14 protein-coding genes are annotated in these 16,755 nt (G+C 62.8%); 4 read left to right on the plus strand and 10 right to left on the minus strand.

Annotated elements, in window-relative coordinates:
- Position 1 precedes the first annotated feature (1 nt).
- The 6 genes from NKI67_RS11615 to NKI67_RS11640 all read right to left on the minus strand — a co-directional run bounded on the left by NKI67_RS11615 (position 2) and on the right by NKI67_RS11640 (position 5,933).
- A complete protein-coding gene (locus tag NKI67_RS11615; RefSeq protein ID WP_023676825.1) occupies positions 2-832 on the minus strand; it encodes a dipeptide ABC transporter ATP-binding protein in 831 nt (276 codons plus the stop codon).
- Positions 829-1,704 carry an ABC transporter ATP-binding protein gene (locus tag NKI67_RS11620; protein WP_023676824.1) on the minus strand — a complete coding sequence of 292 codons (876 nt, stop codon included), beginning with the start codon at positions 1,702-1,704 and terminating at the stop codon, positions 829-831. The genes NKI67_RS11615 and NKI67_RS11620 overlap by 4 nt, the downstream gene beginning before the upstream one ends.
- A 4-nt stretch (positions 1,705-1,708) precedes the next feature.
- Positions 1,709-2,626 (minus strand): ABC transporter permease subunit, encoded by a 918-nt coding sequence (locus tag NKI67_RS11625; RefSeq protein WP_023676823.1) that lies wholly within the window; start codon positions 2,624-2,626, stop codon positions 1,709-1,711.
- A gap of 1 nt (position 2,627) precedes the next feature.
- Entirely contained in the window at positions 2,628-3,635 is a 1,008-nt protein-coding gene (locus NKI67_RS11630) for an ABC transporter permease subunit (RefSeq protein ID WP_023676822.1), read from the minus strand.
- A gap of 58 nt (positions 3,636-3,693) precedes the next feature.
- Positions 3,694-5,286: an ABC transporter substrate-binding protein gene (locus tag NKI67_RS11635; protein WP_023676821.1), complete on the minus strand. Its 1,593-nt coding sequence runs from the start codon at positions 5,284-5,286 to the stop codon at positions 3,694-3,696.
- Between the two features lie 239 nt (positions 5,287-5,525).
- Positions 5,526-5,933, minus strand: coding sequence for a hypothetical protein (locus NKI67_RS11640; RefSeq protein WP_245274702.1), 408 nt, complete (start codon positions 5,931-5,933; stop codon positions 5,526-5,528).
- A 46-nt stretch (positions 5,934-5,979) separates the two neighbouring features.
- Here NKI67_RS11640 and NKI67_RS11645 point away from each other — a divergent pair, with 46 nt between their 5' ends.
- Positions 5,980-7,725, plus strand: coding sequence for a long-chain fatty acid--CoA ligase (locus NKI67_RS11645; protein ID WP_245274701.1), 1,746 nt, complete (start codon positions 5,980-5,982; stop codon positions 7,723-7,725).
- An 85-nt stretch (positions 7,726-7,810) separates the two neighbouring features.
- The gene (locus NKI67_RS11650) at positions 7,811-8,467 is read left to right on the plus strand and encodes a class I SAM-dependent methyltransferase (RefSeq protein WP_084641125.1); all 657 of its coding nucleotides are present in this window, start codon (positions 7,811-7,813) and stop codon (positions 8,465-8,467) included.
- Here NKI67_RS11650 and NKI67_RS11655 read toward each other — a convergent pair.
- Positions 8,451-9,173, minus strand: a complete 723-nt coding sequence (locus NKI67_RS11655) for an HAD family hydrolase (RefSeq protein ID WP_023676818.1) — start codon at positions 9,171-9,173, stop codon at positions 8,451-8,453. The genes NKI67_RS11650 and NKI67_RS11655 overlap by 17 nt on opposite strands.
- A gap of 5 nt (positions 9,174-9,178) precedes the next feature.
- Positions 9,179-10,822: a glucose-6-phosphate isomerase gene (gene pgi / locus NKI67_RS11660; RefSeq protein WP_023676817.1), complete on the minus strand. Its 1,644-nt coding sequence runs from the start codon at positions 10,820-10,822 to the stop codon at positions 9,179-9,181.
- 254 nt (positions 10,823-11,076) lie between these two features.
- Here pgi and pdxR point away from each other — a divergent pair, with 254 nt between their 5' ends.
- Both pdxR and NKI67_RS11670 read left to right on the plus strand, forming a co-directional pair.
- Positions 11,077-12,570, plus strand: coding sequence for a MocR-like pyridoxine biosynthesis transcription factor PdxR (pdxR, locus tag NKI67_RS11665; protein ID WP_023676815.1), 1,494 nt, complete (start codon positions 11,077-11,079; stop codon positions 12,568-12,570).
- 194 nt (positions 12,571-12,764) lie between these two features.
- Positions 12,765-14,354 carry a trimethylamine methyltransferase family protein gene (locus NKI67_RS11670; protein WP_023676814.1) on the plus strand — a complete coding sequence of 530 codons (1,590 nt, stop codon included), beginning with the start codon at positions 12,765-12,767 and terminating at the stop codon, positions 14,352-14,354.
- A 4-nt stretch (positions 14,355-14,358) separates the two neighbouring features.
- On the opposite strand, the gene chrA is transcribed toward NKI67_RS11670, so the two are convergent.
- Together chrA and NKI67_RS11680 are read right to left on the minus strand one after the other, a co-directional pair.
- Positions 14,359-15,747, minus strand: coding sequence for a chromate efflux transporter (gene chrA, locus NKI67_RS11675; protein ID WP_023676813.1), 1,389 nt, complete (start codon positions 15,745-15,747; stop codon positions 14,359-14,361).
- Positions 15,744-16,583, minus strand: a complete 840-nt coding sequence (locus tag NKI67_RS11680) for a chromate resistance protein ChrB domain-containing protein (RefSeq protein ID WP_023676812.1) — start codon at positions 16,581-16,583, stop codon at positions 15,744-15,746. Before NKI67_RS11680 ends, chrA begins: the two co-directional genes overlap by 4 nt.
- Positions 16,584-16,755: the final 172 nt, after the last annotated feature.

A 16,755-nucleotide genomic window follows, 5' to 3' on the forward strand; every position in this document is an offset into this window, starting at 1 on the left:
ATCAGGCGGCCTTCTTCTTGGCCAACCGTGCCTTGATGCTGGCAACGTCGGCACGCGGCGTCGCCGCGAACAGCGTCCTGGTGTAGCTGTGCTTGGGGTCGGCGAAGACCTCGTCGCGCGAGCCGTATTCGACCGCTTCGCCGAAGTACATTACCATCACGTCGTCGGCGATGTAGCGCACCACCGACAGGTCGTGGCTGATGAAAACATAGGTTAGCTGAAACTCGTCCTGCAGGTCGGCGAGCAGGTTCAGCACCTGCGCCTGCACCGAAAGATCAAGTGCCGAGACCGGCTCGTCCAGCACCAGAAGGCTGGGGTTGAGCATCAGCGCGCGGGCGATGGCGATCCGCTGGCGCTGGCCGCCCGAAAACATATGCGGGTAGCGATTAAAGTGCTCGGGGCCGAGACCGACCTTCTTTAGCATCTTCATGGCAAGATCGCGCCGCTCGTCGGCCGTGCTGTCGGTATTGATGAGCAGCGGCTCGCCAAGCACGTCGCCGATCTTCTGGCGTGGATTGAGCGAACCATAAGGGTTCTGGAAGACGATCTGGACCTTGCGGCGCATTTCCTTCGACAGGCCGTTCCTGCCGATGTCTACCTTCTTGCCGTCGATGAAAAGCTCGCCGGAGGTCGCCGGGTCGATCAGGGTGATGATGCGGGCGAGTGTTGACTTGCCGCAGCCGCTCTCGCCGACGATGGCCAGCGTCTTGCCCTTGTCGACGCTGAACGAAACACCCTTGACCGCATGAACCGTACGGGAGGGGCGGAAAAGCCCGCCACCGACATGATAGTCGCGCACGATGTTCTTGCCTTCGACTACGGTCACGCTCATGAGGCGGTTCCTCCTGCGGACCGGGCTGCGACTACAGATGGGGCCGGCTCAAACAGCATGTCGGAAACAGTAGGCAACCGGTCGCCGACGGCGTTTTCGGGCAGTGCCGACAGGAGCGCGCGCGTGTAGTTGCTCTTGGGGGACTCGAACAGCGACAGCACGTCGGCCTCTTCCATCTTGCGGCCCTTGTACTGGACGATGACACGGTCGGCGGTCTCGGCAACCACCCCCATATTGTGGGTGATCATGATCAGGCCCATGCCATATTTGGCCTGCAGGCCGACCAGCAGATCGAGGATCTGCTTCTGGATGGTGACGTCGAGCGCCGTGGTTGGCTCGTCGGCGATCAAAAGCTTGGGATTACAGGCGATGGCGATGGCGATCATGACGCGCTGACACTGACCACCCGACATCTGGTGCGGGAAGGAGCCCAGCCGTTCCTCGGGGTCGGCGATGCCGACCAACTTCATCAATTCGATGGCACGCGCCCGGCGCTGGGCGCGGTCCATGCCCATATGGAAGCGCAGCACCTCCTCGATCTGGAAGCCGACGGTGAAGCACGGGTTGAGGCTGGCGACCGGCTCCTGGAAGATCATCGAAATGTCCTTGCCGACGATCTTGCGCCGCTCGGATGGGCCGAGCTTGAGCAGGTCGATGCCGTCGAAGGCCATGCGGTCGGCCCTCACCGTCGCGGTATTGGGCAAAAGCCCCATCACCGCCAGCATCGCCACCGACTTGCCCGAACCGGATTCGCCGACGATCGCCAGCACCTCGCGCGGTTCGACCGACAGGTCGATGCCTTGTACCGCCATGAATGGTCCAGCGGCGGTGTCGAAGGAAACGGTCAGGTTCTTGATCTCGAGAAGAGGCATTGGATTATGACCTCTTCAGCTTGGGATCGAAGGCATCGCGCAAGCCATCGCCGATCAGATTGATGGCAAGCACAGTGATCAGGATAGCAAGGCCGGGGAAGGTCACCACCCAAGGCGCGCGCAGGATGAACTCGCGCGCCGAGGCGAGCATCGTGCCCCATTCCGGCGTCGGCGGCTGCGCACCGACACCGAGGAAGCCGAGCGCCGCAGCCTCGAGAATAGCGTTGGAGAAGGACAACGTCGCCTGCACGATCAGCGGTGCCAGGCAGTTCGGCAGGATCGTCCTCACCATCAAGCGAAGATGACCGGCACCAGCCACCTTGGCGGAGATGACATATTCGCGGTTCTTTTCGGCCATCACGGCGGCGCGGGTGAGGCGCGCAAAATGCGGCTGCAGCACCAGCGCGATCGCCAGCATGGCATTGAAAAGGCCGGGGCCGAGGATCGCCACCAGCACCAGCGCCAGAAGCAGCGACGGGAAGGCCAGGATGATATCCATGATGCGCATGATCAGCGTGTCGACCCAGCCGCGGAAATAGCCGGCGAGCACGCCAAGCACGATGCCGCTGGTGAGCGAGAAGACAACGACCACCAGACCGATGAACAGCGAGAAACGCGCCCCGAAGATCAACCGTGAAAGCATGTCGCGGCCGACCGCGTCGGTGCCGAGCAGGAACATCGATTTGCCGCCTTCCTGCCAGGCAGGGGGTGCCAGCAGCGCATCGCGAAACTGCTCGTCGGGCGAATGTGGGGCGACGAACGGCGCAAAGATCGCCACCAGCACCAGCGCCGAAAACACGACAAGGCCGATGACCGCGCCGGTGTTCATCGAGAAGTAGTGCCAGAACTCGGCGAAAGCCCGTTGCCTGCCGCCTGTCGGGATGGAGGCGGCGGTAGCTTCGGCGGCGGATTCGTCGGTCATCTCACTGCACCCGGATGCGCGGATTGATGACGGCGTAGAGCACGTCGACGATCAGGTTCACCGCCATGACGATCAGCGCGATGATCAGCAATCCGCTCTGGACGACGACATAGTCGCGCTTGCCGATGGCATCGATCATCCATTTGCCGATGCCCGGCCAGGAAAAAATGGTCTCGGTCAGAATGGCGCCCGCCATCAAGGTGCCGACCTGCAGTCCAATGGTGGTGACCACCGGGATCAGCGCGTTGCGAAAAGCGTGCAGACCGATGACGCGGCGCGGCGCCAGGCCCTTGGCGCGCGCGGTGCGGACATAGTCCTCGCCCAGCACCTCGAGCATCGCCGAGCGCGTCTGGCGCGCTATGACGGCAAGCGGGATCGTCGCCAGCACGATCGACGGCAGGATCAAATGGCTGACGGCAGATTTGAAAGCGCCGCTCCTGCCGGAGATCAGGCTGTCGATGAGCATGAACCCGGTCGTCGGCCTGAAGAAATACTGCAGGCCGATGCGGCCGGAAACCGGCGTCCAGCCGAGATAGCCGGAGAAGAAGATAATGAGCAGCAACCCCCACCAGAAGATCGGCATCGAATAGCCGGTCAGCGCGACACCCATCGTCGCCTGGTCGAACCACGAGCCGCGCTTGACCGCGGCGAAGATACCGGCAGGAATGCCGAGCAGGACGGCGATGATCAACGCCACTGTCGCCAGTTCCAGCGTGGCTGGAAACAGCGCCTGGAATTCGCCGAGCACTGGCCGCTTGGTGGCAATAGATATGCCGAAATCGCCGGTCAGGACCCTGCCGATATATTCCAGGTATTGGATGACATAGGGCCGGTTGTAGCCAAACTGCTCGATGAGCTGGGCGTACCGCTCGGGGCTGACGCCGCGCTCGCCCGCCAGGGCCAGGATAGGATCGCCGGGCAGAAGCCGGACGAAAGCAAACGCCGCCAGCGATATGCCGAACACGGTCGGGATGATCAAAGCGAGCTTGTGGAGGAGATAACGGAGCATCTTGCTTCATAGAACGGCGGCGCGGGAAGTCCAGCGCCGCCGTTCAATTTCTCAGGACTTATTCGGTGACGTCGACGCCGTCAAACCGATGAATGCCGAGCGGGTCCATAACGAAGCCCGACACCTTCTTGTTCATCGGCATGAAGACCTTGGAGTGGGCGATGGTCAGCCACGGAGCCTCACGCTTGAACACCACCTGAGCTTCCTCGTAGATCTTGGTGCGCTCGGCGACGTCCGTCGTCGCCTTGCCTTTTTTCAGCAGGGCTTCGAATTCCTGGTTGCACCAGATCGCATAATTGGACTGGCCGATGGCATCGCAACCGAGCAGGAAAAAGAAGTTGTCCGGATCGCCATTGTCACCGGTCCAGCCCAGTTGGAAGGCGCCATCGCGATCCTTAGCCTTGCCGCGCTGGCGATACTCGGTCCATTCGTAACTGACGATCTCCGCCTTGACCCCGACGGCGGCATAATCGGCCTGGATCAACTCGGCGACGCGCTGGGCGTTCGGGTTGTAGGGGCGGCTGACCGGCATAGCCCAGATCTTCATCGACAGATCCTTGACGCCTGCATCGGCCAGCATCTTCTTGGCCGCCTCCGGATCATAGGGATCGTCCTTGATGTCCTTGTTATAGGACCACATGGTCGGCGGGATCGGGTTGATGGCCGGCGCACCGGCGCCCTGATAGACCGCGTCGATGATCGCCTTCTTGTTTACCGCCATGTTGAGGGCCTTGCGGACCTCGACCTTGTCGAAGGGCGGCTGCGTCGTGTTGTAAGCCATGTAGCCGATGTTCAGGCCTTCCTGCTCGTCGACCTTGAGGTTCGCGTCGGCCTGCAGTCCGGCAATGTCGGCCGGCGCCGGGTATGACATGATATCGCATTCGCCCGCCTTCAGCTTCTGCGCGCGCACGGCGGGGTCGGGCGTGATGGCGAAGATCAGATCATCGATCTTCTGGCGGCCGCCATAGTAGCCGTCCCATGCTGCATAGCGCACGACCGCATCGACCTGATAGTCGACGAACTGGAACGGACCAGTGCCGACCGGCTTCTGGGTGAACTGCTGCCTGGTGCCGGCCTTGTCGAGCTGGTCGGCATATTCCTTGGAAACGATCGAGGCGAAATCCATGCCGAGGTCCGGCAGGAACGCGACTTCAGGCTTGTTCAGCACGAATTTCACCGTCAGGTCGTCGACCTTGACGATTTCCTTCAGGAGATCGGGGAAGCCCATGCCGGTGAAATATTCCCAGCCGGTGCCTTCCAGATAGCTGTACCACGGGCTTTCTTTCTTCCACTGGCGTTCGAAGGAAAAGATCACGTCGTCGGCGTTGAGGTCGCGCGTCGGCGTGAAATAATCGGTCGTCTGGAATTTCACACCCGGGCGAAGCTTGAAGGTGTATTCGAGACCGTCGTCGGAAACCGTCCAGCTCTCGGCCAGGCCGGGCGAGATGGTGGTCTTGCCATGCTCGAACTCGACCAGGCGCGAATAGATGGTGCGCGACGAAGCGTCGAAGTCGTTGCCGCCGCTCCATGGCGACGGGTCGAAGCCGGCCGGCGATGCCTCCGAGCAATAGACCAGTTGTTTTGCATTGGCCACGCCGCCGAGGACGCTTGCAGCCAGCAACGCGGCTGCAAAAGTCAGTTTCTTTTTCATTGAGCACTCCCTGATGTTCTTCCAAGCCCCTCTGTCAGGCTCGCGAAGGCCGCATATAAGCACCGTTTTTCTAGCTTTGGAACTGCTTGTTTGCCTAACCCACGGGAAGCAGAAAAAATTTTCGGCACGCGGCAAATTGTGGAAAAAACGAGCCGAATCCGCAGATCACGACATTATTAGCGACTTCAATTTTTTGTTGATCGGTAATGCCGCCGATTGGGGGAATCGAGCCGTTCGGTTCAAGAGATGCGCGTCCGAAAACCGGTCGCGGCCAAGAGGTTTGACGGCAAGTCTTGCCGCACTCCAGGTGGCGAGGCTTGCACGGCCGCCGCTTGTGGCAATACATAGATAGATGGGCAGCGTGCCGGATTTTCCCAGGTTCCGGACATTGCGGCAAGCGTGGGATATCTTTGTTGATCAGGGCGGTGGTGGCGCGCAAGCATGCCGAAACAATAAGAATGATTGAGGGAGCGACAGGTGGCAAAACCGGCAAAGACAACCAACGCGGCGAAAGCAAAGGCCGAGGCAACATCGAAAGCGGTCAAGCCAAAAGCGGCCGCCACAAGGCCGACGGCTACCGCAAAGGCAAGCGCGAAGCCGGCGGCGAAGACCACGGCTGGAACGGCTGCTAAACCGGCAACCGGCAAGACTGCGCCTGCTGCAAACTCTGCCGCCAAGCCGGCGACGAGGGCAGTGCCGACTACGCCAAAACCGCCGGCAGGTCCGGCCAAGAGATTACCGAAGGCGATCACGTCGCTGGCCGCCGGCTTGCCGAAAAAACCGTGGCTCAAGAGTTATCCAAAGATCGTGCCGGCCGAGATCGGCGCCCTGCCCTCCAGCTCGATCGGCGACTTTCTCGTCGCCGTGTGCAAGCAGTTTGCGAATCGGCCGGCCTTCGTCTGCATGGGCAAATCGATCACCTATGCCGACCTCGAGCGACAGTCGGCCGCCTTCGGCGCCTATCTGCAATCAACGGGGCTGCAGAAGGGCGCGCGCGTCGCCCTGATGATGCCGAATGTGCTGCAATATCCGGTGGCGATTATGGCAGTGCTTCGCGCCGGCTATGTCGTGGTCAACATCAATCCGCTCTACACGCCGCGCGAGCTGGAGCACCAGCTCAAGGATTCCGGCGCTCAAGCCATTGTCATCCTCGAAAATTTCGCCTGCACCCTGCAGGCGGTGATCGCGAGGACCGCGGTCAAGCATGTCGTGGTCGCCTCGATGGGCGACATGCTCGGCGGGCTCAAGGGAACGATCGTCAACTTCTTTGTACGCCGCGTCAAGAAGATGGTGCCGGCATGGTCGCTGCCCGGCCATGTCAAGTTCAACGCCGCGCTGAAGGCCGGCACCGGCATGGCCTTCAGGCCCGCAAAGGTCGCGGCCGACGACATCGCCTTCCTGCAATACACGGGCGGCACGACCGGCATCTCCAAGGGCGCGATGCTTTTGCACAGCAACATTTTGGCGAACGTCGCGCAGAACGCGCTGTGGGCCGAAGACGCTTTTACCGTCAAGCCGAAGCCGGCGCATCTGAACTTCCTCTGCGCGCTGCCGCTCTATCACATTTTTGCGCTGACGGCGAACGTGCTGGTAGGCATGCAGCAAGGCGCGCAGAATGTCCTCATCCCCAATCCGCGCGACATTCCCGGCTTCGTCAAGGAGCTGCAGAAATACCCGATCCACATCTTTCCGGGCCTCAACACGCTGTTCAATGCGCTGCTCAATAATGAGGATTTTCGCAAGCTCGATTTCAAGCCGCTGATCCTGACGCTGGGTGGCGGCATGCCGGTGCAGAGGGCCATCGCCGAACGCTGGAAGGCGCTGACCGGCTGCCCGATCAGCGAGGCCTACGGGCTCACCGAGACCTCGCCGGGGGCAACCATCAACAAATTCAGCGACGGCGTTTACACCGGCACGATCGGCCTGCCGCTGCCCTCGACCGAGATCACCATCCGCGACGACGACGGCAACAATTTGCCGCTCGGCGAAGTCGGCGAAATCTGCATCCGCGGACCGCAGGTGATGGCCGGCTACTGGAACCGGCCGGACGAGACCGCCAAGGTGATGACCGAGGACGGCTTCTTCAAATCGGGCGACATGGGCTTCATGGACGAGCTTGGCTACACCAAGATCGTCGACCGCAAGAAGGACATGATCCTGGTTTCCGGCTTCAACGTCTATCCAAACGAACTCGAGGAAGTGGTGGCGCAGCATCCAGGCGTACTCGAAGTGGCGGCGATCGGCGTGCCGGACGAGCATTCGGGTGAAGTGCCGAAGCTGTTCGTCGTCAAGAAGGACCCGGCACTGACCGCCGACATGCTGACGGCTTATTGCCGCGAGAACCTGACCGGCTACAAGCGTCCCAGGTATATTGAGTTCCGCACCGAGTTGCCGAAGACACCGGTCGGCAAGATCCTGCGACGGGCGTTGCGGGGCTAGGCGCAGCTTGAGCGATTGCATCGCCGGCGCCAACGCCGTGAGTATAGGTTCGCGCCCGGACCCGGCAGAGTTCATCCGGGCGAACATGCGGATCGCCCCCGTGCCCGCGCTTCCCGAAATTCGGCTTTACACCGCCCATCCGGGAAGCGGGCTCAGGCGGCTTCTCGAATGGAACCAACATGCGACCGAAGAAGACGGACCTGAACCGGAGCCACCGTACTGGGCCTATGTCTGGGCCGGCGGCGCGGTGCTCGCCCGCTACATATTCGACCGGCCGAAGACCGTGGCCGGCCGTCGCGTGCTCGACCTCGGCTCCGGTTCGGGTCTCGTCGGCATTGCAGCGGCAAAAGCCGGGGCAAGCGCGGTCGTCGCGGCCGAGATCGATCGCAATGGTGTGGTTGCGCTCGGCCTCAACGCGACTGCGAACGGCGTCGCTATCATGATCATTGGCGAAGACATCACCAGCGGTCCGCCGCCACCGGTGGATGTCGTGGTGGTCGGCGACCTGTTTTACGCCCATGATCTTGCCGGCCGGGCCATTTCTTTCCTCGACCGCTGCCTTGCAGCCGGCATCGCCGTGCTGATCGGCGATCCGGGCCGCGCCTATCTGCCCCGCTCGCGGCTTCGCCTGCTGGCCGAATACGAGGTGCCGGATGTCGGCGAAGGCAGGAATGCGGCGATGAAACCGAGCGGCGTGTTCTCGTTCGGACCAGCTAGCTGCGAGTCTAGACTGTCTCGCTGACCCGCGCCGCTAGAAAATCGGGCAGATCGGCAACTGAATCGAGGATGACGTCTGCGATCTGCGACAGCGATTCACGTGTGCCGGTGCCGGACAGCACGCCAATCGCCAGGCCACAGCCGCCGGCGCGCGCCATTTCCAGATCGTGGCGATTGTCGCCGACCATTGCGATCGCCGCCGGCCTGAGCCCTGTCAGGTCCGAGAAGGCAAGGATCGTATCCGGCGCCGGTTTTGGATTGGCCACCGCATCGTAACCATAGGCGGCTTCGAAAAGCTGCGCGACGCCCAGCGTGACCAAGGTCTTTTCCGCGCCACTGGTCGAGTCGTTGGTGGCGACGCCAAGCCGGTAGGATTTTCTGTGAAGCAGCCCAAGCGTCTCGACCACACCCGGCAGCGCCACCGCCATTGCCGATCCTTGCGCCGAAGTGATGGCGTTGAAGCGGGCGACGGCAAGCATCTGGTCCTCGTCGGACAGCCGCGGAAACCACAGCTCGACGACGTCCATGTTGGTGCCGGAGGCAAAAATTGAATCCGGCTTGAAGCGCTTGTTCGCGAAGTCGAAGCCCGCCGCCGCAAGCAGCCTGTCTGCCCTCCAGCGATCGCCTTCGGCCGCATCCATCGCCATGAAGTCGGCGATGCCCAGCCATGTCGCGTTGAAATCTACGAGCGTGCCGTCCTTGTCGAACAATATTCCCTTGATGTCCGCCAAGCTTTTCACTCCGGGCCGCGCAAGCGGTGGATGTATTCCACCAGTCCGGCAGTCGAGGCATCCCGCTTTGCGGCGTTCTCCTTGCCTTCAACGACGGGCAGCAGCCCGGTCGCCAGTTCCTTGCCGAGTTCGACGCCCCATTGGTCGAAGGAGTTGATGTTGAACAGCGTACCTTCGACAAAGACGCGGTGTTCGTAAAGCGCAATCAGCCGTCCGAATGTATGCGGGTCGAGCTTTCTGTAGAGAATCGTCAACGAGGGGCGGTCGCCGGAGAAGACGCGGTGCGGAGCAATCCTGTCGACATCGGCGGGCTTCATGCCTTTCGCCAGCATCTGCGCGCGGGCTTCCTCAAGCGTGCGGCCCTTCATGAAGGCTTCCGACTGCGCCAGGCAATTGGCAAGCAGAAGGTCGTGGTGATGCTTCAGCTCCGGTTCGTGGCCGACGGCAGCGGCGAGGAATTCGACCGGAATGAAATCGGTGCCCTGATGGAGCAACTGGAAGAAGGCATGCTGGCCATTGGTGCCGGGCTCGCCCCAGACCAGCGGGCCGGTCGGCGTCGTTACAGCGCCGCCGTCCAGGGTGACGCTCTTGCCGTTCGATTCCATGTCGAGCTGCTGCAGATAGGCCGGTAGCCTGGACAGACGCTGATCGTAGGGGATGACGGCGCGAGCGGGGTATTTGCAGATCACGCGGTGCCACCAGCCAATCAGCCCCATCAGCGCCGGCAGGTTCTTCGCCAGCGGCGCGGTGCGGAAATGCTCGTCCATCTCATGGGCGCCGTCGAGAAAGGCGCGAAAATCCTTCGGGCCGATGGCGATCATCACTGGCAGACCGATCGCACCCCAGACGGAATAGCGGCCGCCGACCCAGTCCCAGAAGCCGAAGACGCGATCGGGCGCGATGCCGAATTTGGCGACCAGGTCGAGCGCCGTCGAGACGGCGGCGAAATGCTTGCCGACCGCTTCCTTGCCGAGCGCCTTCTCGACCCATCTGCGCGCGGTTTCGGCATTGGTCATCGTCTCGACCGTGGTGAAGGTCTTGGAGGCGATGATGAACAGGGTGGTTTCGGCGGAAAGACCCTTCAGCGTGTCGTGGATATGGGCACCGTCGATATTGGATACGTAATGCGCGCGCGGCCCGTCATGATAGGGCGCCAGCGCCAGCGTCGCCATGGCCGGGCCGAGATCGGAGCCGCCGATGCCGATGTTGACGATGTCGGTGATTTTCTTGCCGGTCGCGCCGGCCGCCTTGCCGGAACGCACCGCGTCGGCGAAGGCACCCATCGCGTCGAGTACGGCAAGGACGTCCGCCTTCACGTCCTGGCCGTCGAGCACGATGCCCTTGCCGGTCAGGTTGCGCAGCGCCGTGTGCAGCACGGCACGGCCTTCAGTGACGTTGATCTTCTTGCCGGCAAACATCGCGTCGCGCCGGCCTTCGAGGTCAGCGGCCTCAGCCAGTTTCTCCAGCAACTCCATAGTCCGCGCATCGACCGCGCATTTCGACCAGTCGAGCAGCAGGTCGCCGTCACTGGCGGAGAATTTCTCGAAGCGCTGCGGATCGGCAGCGAAAGCCTCGCGCATCGAGCCCGATTTGGCCGCACGGTGATCGCGCAATGCGTCGAGCTGCTTTTGAAAGGACGATTGATCCACTGCTTCGCTCCGGTCTCTTGAGATGCATCTTATCAGGCCGGATGTTTCCGGCGCGTGTCGTCGCGGCAAACTATCGGGTCGAATTCCATCTGTTTCAATGCGCAGCGATGCCGCAGCGCAGCGTGGGCCGGCTCAAAGGATCACTGGCATAAATCCCAGCGATCAGAAAAATTGATTGGCGCAACACCTTGTGCCACCGGTACATTCGACTGGTCCAGCCAAGTGAAAAAGCTGGCCATCGAGGAACATCTCCCATGCCACAGCGAAACGACACGGCCATATGGTCCGGCCTGTTCCGGATTTCGGCGGAATCCGGTCAGACCCTGCAGGCGCAGATCCGCCAGGCGATCGTCGCCGCCATCCTCGACCGGCAGATCGCGGCTTCCATGCCGCTTCCGTCCTGCCGGATTCTTGCCGAAAAACTCGGCGTGGCGCGCGGCACCGTGGTGCTGGCCTTCCAGCAGTTGGTCGATCAGGGCTTCCTGGTGGCGCGCGAGCGCCGCGGCCATTTCGTCAATCCCGAAGTGCTGGCGACGCCGGCCAAGCCGCATCAGAAGGCGCCCGACCAGGCCAACGAGATCGACTGGAAGGCGCGTCGGCAGATCGCGGCGAGCGACATGCCGCCGCCGGCCAAGCACGACAACTGGATCAAGTCGTCATACCCCTTCGTCTATGGCCAATTCGACCCGGCGCTGTTCCCGACCGCCGAATGGCGCGAGTGCAACCGCATGGCGTTGGCGGTGCTCGAAATCCGCAACTGGGCATCCGACATGGTCGATCGCGACGATCCGCTCCTGATCGAGCAGATCCAGGCACGGCTGCTGCCGCGACGCGGCATCTTCGCCAATCCGGACGAGATCATCGTGACGTTGGGCGCGCAGAACGCGCTTTACATGCTGGCGACGCTGTTGATGACCAAGGGCTCCAAGGTGGCGATGGAGGACCCGGGCTATCCCGATGCACGTTCGATCTTCCGGCTGGCCGGCGCCGAGATCCAGCCGGTTCCGGTCGACCACTCCGGCATCGTAACCTCGGCCATTCCCAATGATTCCGGCTTCGTCTTCGTCACGCCCAGCCACCATTGCCCGACCATGGTGCCGCTGTCGGCAGAGCGGCGGCAGGAGCTTTTGGCGCGCGCCAACCGGCACAACCAGATCATCATCGAGGACGGATATGACAGCCAGCTCCTGGACGAGGCGCCGCAGCAGGCGCTGAAGAGCCTCGATCGCTCCGGCCGGGTCGTCTATGTCGGCTCGATGTCGAAGACGCTGGCTCCCGGCCTCAGGCTCGGCTACATCGTCGCCTCGGCCGGGCTGATCTCCGAGCTTCGGGCGCTACGCCGCTTCATGCTGCGCCATCCGCCGGCGAACAACCAGCGCGCCGTCGCATTGTTCCTGTCGCTCGGCCATCACGAGGCGCTGGTGCGGCGGCTGTCGAGCGCCTTCGACGAGAGGCGCAAGCGTCTGGTCCATGCGATTTCCGCCTTCCTGCCGGAGTGGCGCTCGACCGATTCGGCCGGCGGCACGTCGCTCTGGCTCGAGGGGCCGCGCGGCACCGATTCGCGCGGGCTGGCGGAGGCCGCGGCCTCGCGCAGCGTCATCATCGAGCCTGGCGACCGCTTCTTCGACCGTACCGAAAAGCCATCGCGTTTCATGCGCTTGGGCATTTCCTCGATCGCGTTGCAGCACATCGAACCCGGCATCCGCGAACTGGCGACGGCAGCTGGACGCAGGCCGGCAGCGGCCTGATCTCCCTTCCCCGACCGGAGCCTGGCGCATGTAGTGCGGCTCCGGTTCTTTAGCTCCTTGGCATATGCGACGGGACCGGCTGGCACATAGGCTGTGCCAATGCCGGCGGCATAGTCGCTGCATAGAGGGGACGAAGCAGGCCGATGGTGGACCAACCGCCGCGCCCGCTCCGCAGCTAAAGTTGGAGTGCCTTCATGCCAATGGCCCATGAGAAGCAGGACGTGTCCGCAGACCAGCGTTCGCGGCGGTCCGGCGGGCGCGAGGCGCGCCGCGCCATGCGGGCGGCACCGCTTGCCGACGACGTCAAGCCGGTGCGTGCCGGCCTCGAAGGCGGAAGCTACAGCCCGCTCAGCGGCAGCGATTGCGAACGTATCCACGAGGCCGTGCTTACCCTTCTGGAGACGGTCGGCTTCGCCAACGCCATCCCCTCCTGCATCGAGGCGCTGACCAAAGCCGGCGCGACCTTCAGTGAGGACGGCCGCCTGCGCTTTCCTCGCGGCCTTGTGCTCGACACCATCAAGAACGCGGCGCGGCATTTCACCCTCCACGGCCAGGATCCGAAGCACGACATGGTGATCCAGGGCAAGCGTGTGCACTACGGCACGGCCGGTGCTGCGGTGCATCTTGTCGATGTCGAAAAGCGTGAGTATCGCGAGTCGCTGCTGCAGGACATTTACGATGCCGCGCGCCTGGTCGAAGGGCTCGACAACATCCATTTCTTCCAGCGGCCGATGGTGCCGCGCGACATTCCCGACCCGCTCGATATGGATTTCAACACGCTCTACGCCTGCGTCATGGGCACGTCGAAGCATGTCGGCACCTCGTTTACCGTGCGTGAGAACGTCAAGCCGGCGCTCGACATGCTCTATGCGATCGCGGGCGGCGAAGAGAATTTTCGCGCGCGGCCTTTCGTCTCCAATTCGAACTGCTTCGTCGTGCCGCCGATGAAGTTTGCCGAGGACGCCTGTGGCGTTCTCGAAGCCTGCGTCGAGGGCGGCATTCCGATCCTGCTGCTGTCGGCAGGACAGGCGGGTGCGACGGCACCGGCGGCGATTGCCGGCGCCGTGGTGCAGGCGGTCGCCGAAGTCCTCGTCGGCCTCATCTACGTCAACGCCATCAAGCCAGGCCATCCGGCGATTTTCGGTACCTGGCCGTTTGTCTCGGATCTCCGGACCGGCGCCATGTCGGGCGGTTCGGCCGAGCAGGCGGTGCTGACCGCGGCCTGCGCGCAGATGGCGCAATTTTACGACCTGCCGGGCGGTTCGGCCGCCGGCATGACAGATTCGAAACTGCCTGATATTCAGTCCGGCTACGAAAAGGGCATAACCGACGTGATGGCCGGTCTTGCCGGCCTCAACCTGGTTTACGAATCGGCCGGCATGCACGCCTCGCTGCTCGGCTTTTGCCTTGAGAGCCTGATCATCGACAACGACATGCTCGGCCACTGCCTGCGCTGCGTGCGCGGCATCGAAGTGACGGACGAGTCGCTGTCGATCGACACGATTGCCGATGTCTGCCTGAAGGGCCCGGGCCATTATCTCGGCAACGAGCAGACGCTGCGGCTGATGCAGACCGAATATTTCTATCCGGCCGTCGGCGACCGCTTTTCGCCGAAGGAATGGAATGAGAAAGGCAGGCCCGATATCCTGCAGCGGGCGATCATCGAGAAGAAACGCGTGCTTGCCGAACGCTTCCCGCGCCATGTGCCAAAGCCGGTCGACGACAAATTGCGCGCCCGCTTCGGCGATATGATCAAGCTGCCGCGCAGCGGCATGGGCGGTTGAGGCTCTACCCGCTCACCGCCAGCAACAACACACCGGCCAGCGCCGATCCGGCAAGCGTCGGCAGCATGCCGATTTTCAGCTTCAGAATGGCGATCATGGCGGCACAGGAAAGCAGCGCCGCGCGCCAGTCTATCGATGAAAGCACCGGCACGTCCATTCCAAGCCCGACATTGCGCACTTCGCCGAAGATGACGTGTAAGCCGAACCAAAGCGCGAGGTTCATGATGACGCCGACGACCGCAGCGGTGATCGCGCCGAGCGCCGCCGACAGCGCCCTGTTGCCGCGCAGCGCTTCGATGTAGGGCGCGCCGAGGAATATCCACAAGAAGCACGGCGTAAACGTCACCCACAGTGTGAGCAGTGCCCCAAGCGCGCCGGCAAGCAGCGGGGCGAGCGCGCCGGAGTGGCGGAAGGCGGCAATGTAACCGACGAACTGCAAGACCAGGATCAGCGGGCCCGGCGTGGTTTCGGCCAGCCCAAGGCCGTCGACCATTTCACCGGGTGCGAGCCAGCCGAAGGACTCGACCGCTGCCTGCGCGACATAGGCAAGCACGGCATAGGCGCCACCAAAGGTGACGACCGCCATGAGACTGAAGAACCCACCGATTTGTGTCCACACGCTGGCCGAGCCGGTGAAAGCCCAGATCAGCAGAACAGGCCCGAGCCAGATCGGCAGCCAGATCGCCAAAATGCGCGGCGCATGCCATCGCGTCGGCTTGACGTGGGTCAGTTCGCCGCGCTCGAACATCAGATCGACCGCGCCCTTAATGTCGGGAACATCGCCTTTGCCCTGCGATGTGCCGGAAAAAAATGCCGGTGCAATGCGGTTGCCGATCCAGCCTGTCAGGCCGGCAAGCAGGACGATCAGCGGGAACGGCACGTTTAGCGCGTAGATGGCGATGAAGGCGGCGAGTGCGATCGACACCATGATCCGGTTCTTCAGCGCACGTCGCCCGATCCGGATCACCGCCTCGATGACAATGGCGAGCACCGTCGCTTTGACCCCGAAAAACAGCGCCTCGACGAAGGGTATGTCGCCGTAGAGCGCATAGAGGCTGCTCAAGACGAGCATAACAAGCGCGCCCGGCACAACGAAGAGAATGCCGGCAACAAGGCCGCCGACTGTTTTGTGCAGCAGCCAGCCGATATAGATGGCAAGCTGCTGAGCCTCGGGGCCGGGCAGCAGCATGCAGTAGTTCAACGCATGCAGAAAGCGCTGTTCCCCGATCCAGCGCCGTTCCTCGACCAGTTCCTTGTGCATGAGCGCGATCTGCCCGGCCGGGCCGCCAAAGCTGAGCACGCCGATTTTCGCCCAGACCTTCACGGCCTGCCGGAAGCTCGGCACAGCGGGCTCCTGGATCTCCGCCGGCTTTTTCGAAAAGACGGCGCTCACGATGGTTTGCCTGCGCCGAGACTGACTGCGCCGGCGACCGGCCAGTTATGCGTCTCCTCGGTGGCATCGCGGCACCAGCGGAAGAACGCATCGTAAAGCAGCATGCCGGCCTCGAGCTGCTCCAGATCGTCGCGAAACATCCGTGACAGGCCAAGCGAGGCGGCCAGGAACCCGGCCGCCTGTGGAACAAGATCGAGGCTCGCAGTATCGGCAGCGCGTATGATCGTGGCCAGGCGATCGAGCGCTTCGGATTTGAGCCCGAACTCCTCGATCATGGTGTCGAAGGTGCAGCGTTCGCCGCGGTGGCTCCAGAACACGTTCTCGATGTCGAAAGGGATGGCCTGAAAGCGATCGGCGACGGCCGCCACTTCGGCCGGCTCGACGAAGAGAAAGACCGCGTGAGGATCGATGAAGCGCCGGATCAGCCAGGGGCAGGCGATGCGATCGACCTTCGGGCGCGTACGCGTGACCCAAACGGTGCGGCCCTTGGCATCGGCGGGCGGTATCTTATCGGCGTGAACGAGAAGGCCCTTGGCATCGCGCCATGCTTCAAACCCGCCATCGAGCGATTCGGCGGCAACGCCCTCCTGCCGTAGCCATGCGGCCACGCCTTGCGAGAGCTTTTTTCCCTGTTGGCAGACGACTGTCACTTGCCTGCCGACGAAGTCGGCAGCCCAGTTCGAGACACTCCTGAAATCACGACGATCCGACCCCGGCAGCAGGCGCGGATCGGCGTTGTAGTCATCGTCGATGCGGACGTCGATGATCGCGGGTGCACCCGGCAGCCCAATCAGACGGGACAGTTGCGGTACGGTGATGGTTGTTGTCGACGGCATGGCGTCCACCTCCTTGAAAGAGAAGCTTGGACGCGAACATTGGGCTGACGCCTCACGGGGTCGTCGCGATTAACCCCTTGCGATGATCGTGGATTTGTCGCGCTCGCTTGTCAAGCATTGCCGTTCTCGCGGGAGCAATCGCTGTTGACAAATGACCGCGTCCAACCCTGTG

Source organism: Mesorhizobium sp. M0408 (genome assembly GCF_040321495.1).
Classification (GTDB): domain Bacteria; phylum Pseudomonadota; class Alphaproteobacteria; order Rhizobiales; family Rhizobiaceae; genus Mesorhizobium.

Excerpts from the sequence above, each read along its gene's own strand:
- NKI67_RS11615 (WP_023676825.1), bottom strand. The coding sequence starts at position 832 with ATGAGCGTGACCGTAGTCGAAGGCAAGAACATCGTGCGCGACTATCAT.
- NKI67_RS11620 (WP_023676824.1), bottom strand. The coding sequence starts at position 1,704 with ATGCCTCTTCTCGAGATCAAGAACCTGACCGTTTCCTTCGACACCGCC.
- NKI67_RS11625 (WP_023676823.1), bottom strand. The coding sequence starts at position 2,626 with ATGACCGACGAATCCGCCGCCGAAGCTACCGCCGCCTCCATCCCGACA.
- NKI67_RS11630 (WP_023676822.1), bottom strand. The coding sequence starts at position 3,635 with ATGCTCCGTTATCTCCTCCACAAGCTCGCTTTGATCATCCCGACCGTG.
- NKI67_RS11635 (WP_023676821.1), bottom strand. The coding sequence starts at position 5,286 with ATGAAAAAGAAACTGACTTTTGCAGCCGCGTTGCTGGCTGCAAGCGTC.
- NKI67_RS11650 (WP_084641125.1), top strand. The coding sequence starts at position 7,811 with ATGCGGATCGCCCCCGTGCCCGCGCTTCCCGAAATTCGGCTTTACACC.
- pdxR (WP_023676815.1), top strand. The coding sequence starts at position 11,077 with ATGCCACAGCGAAACGACACGGCCATATGGTCCGGCCTGTTCCGGATT.
- NKI67_RS11670 (WP_023676814.1), top strand. The coding sequence starts at position 12,765 with ATGCCAATGGCCCATGAGAAGCAGGACGTGTCCGCAGACCAGCGTTCG.
- NKI67_RS11680 (WP_023676812.1), bottom strand. The coding sequence starts at position 16,583 with ATGCCGTCGACAACAACCATCACCGTACCGCAACTGTCCCGTCTGATT.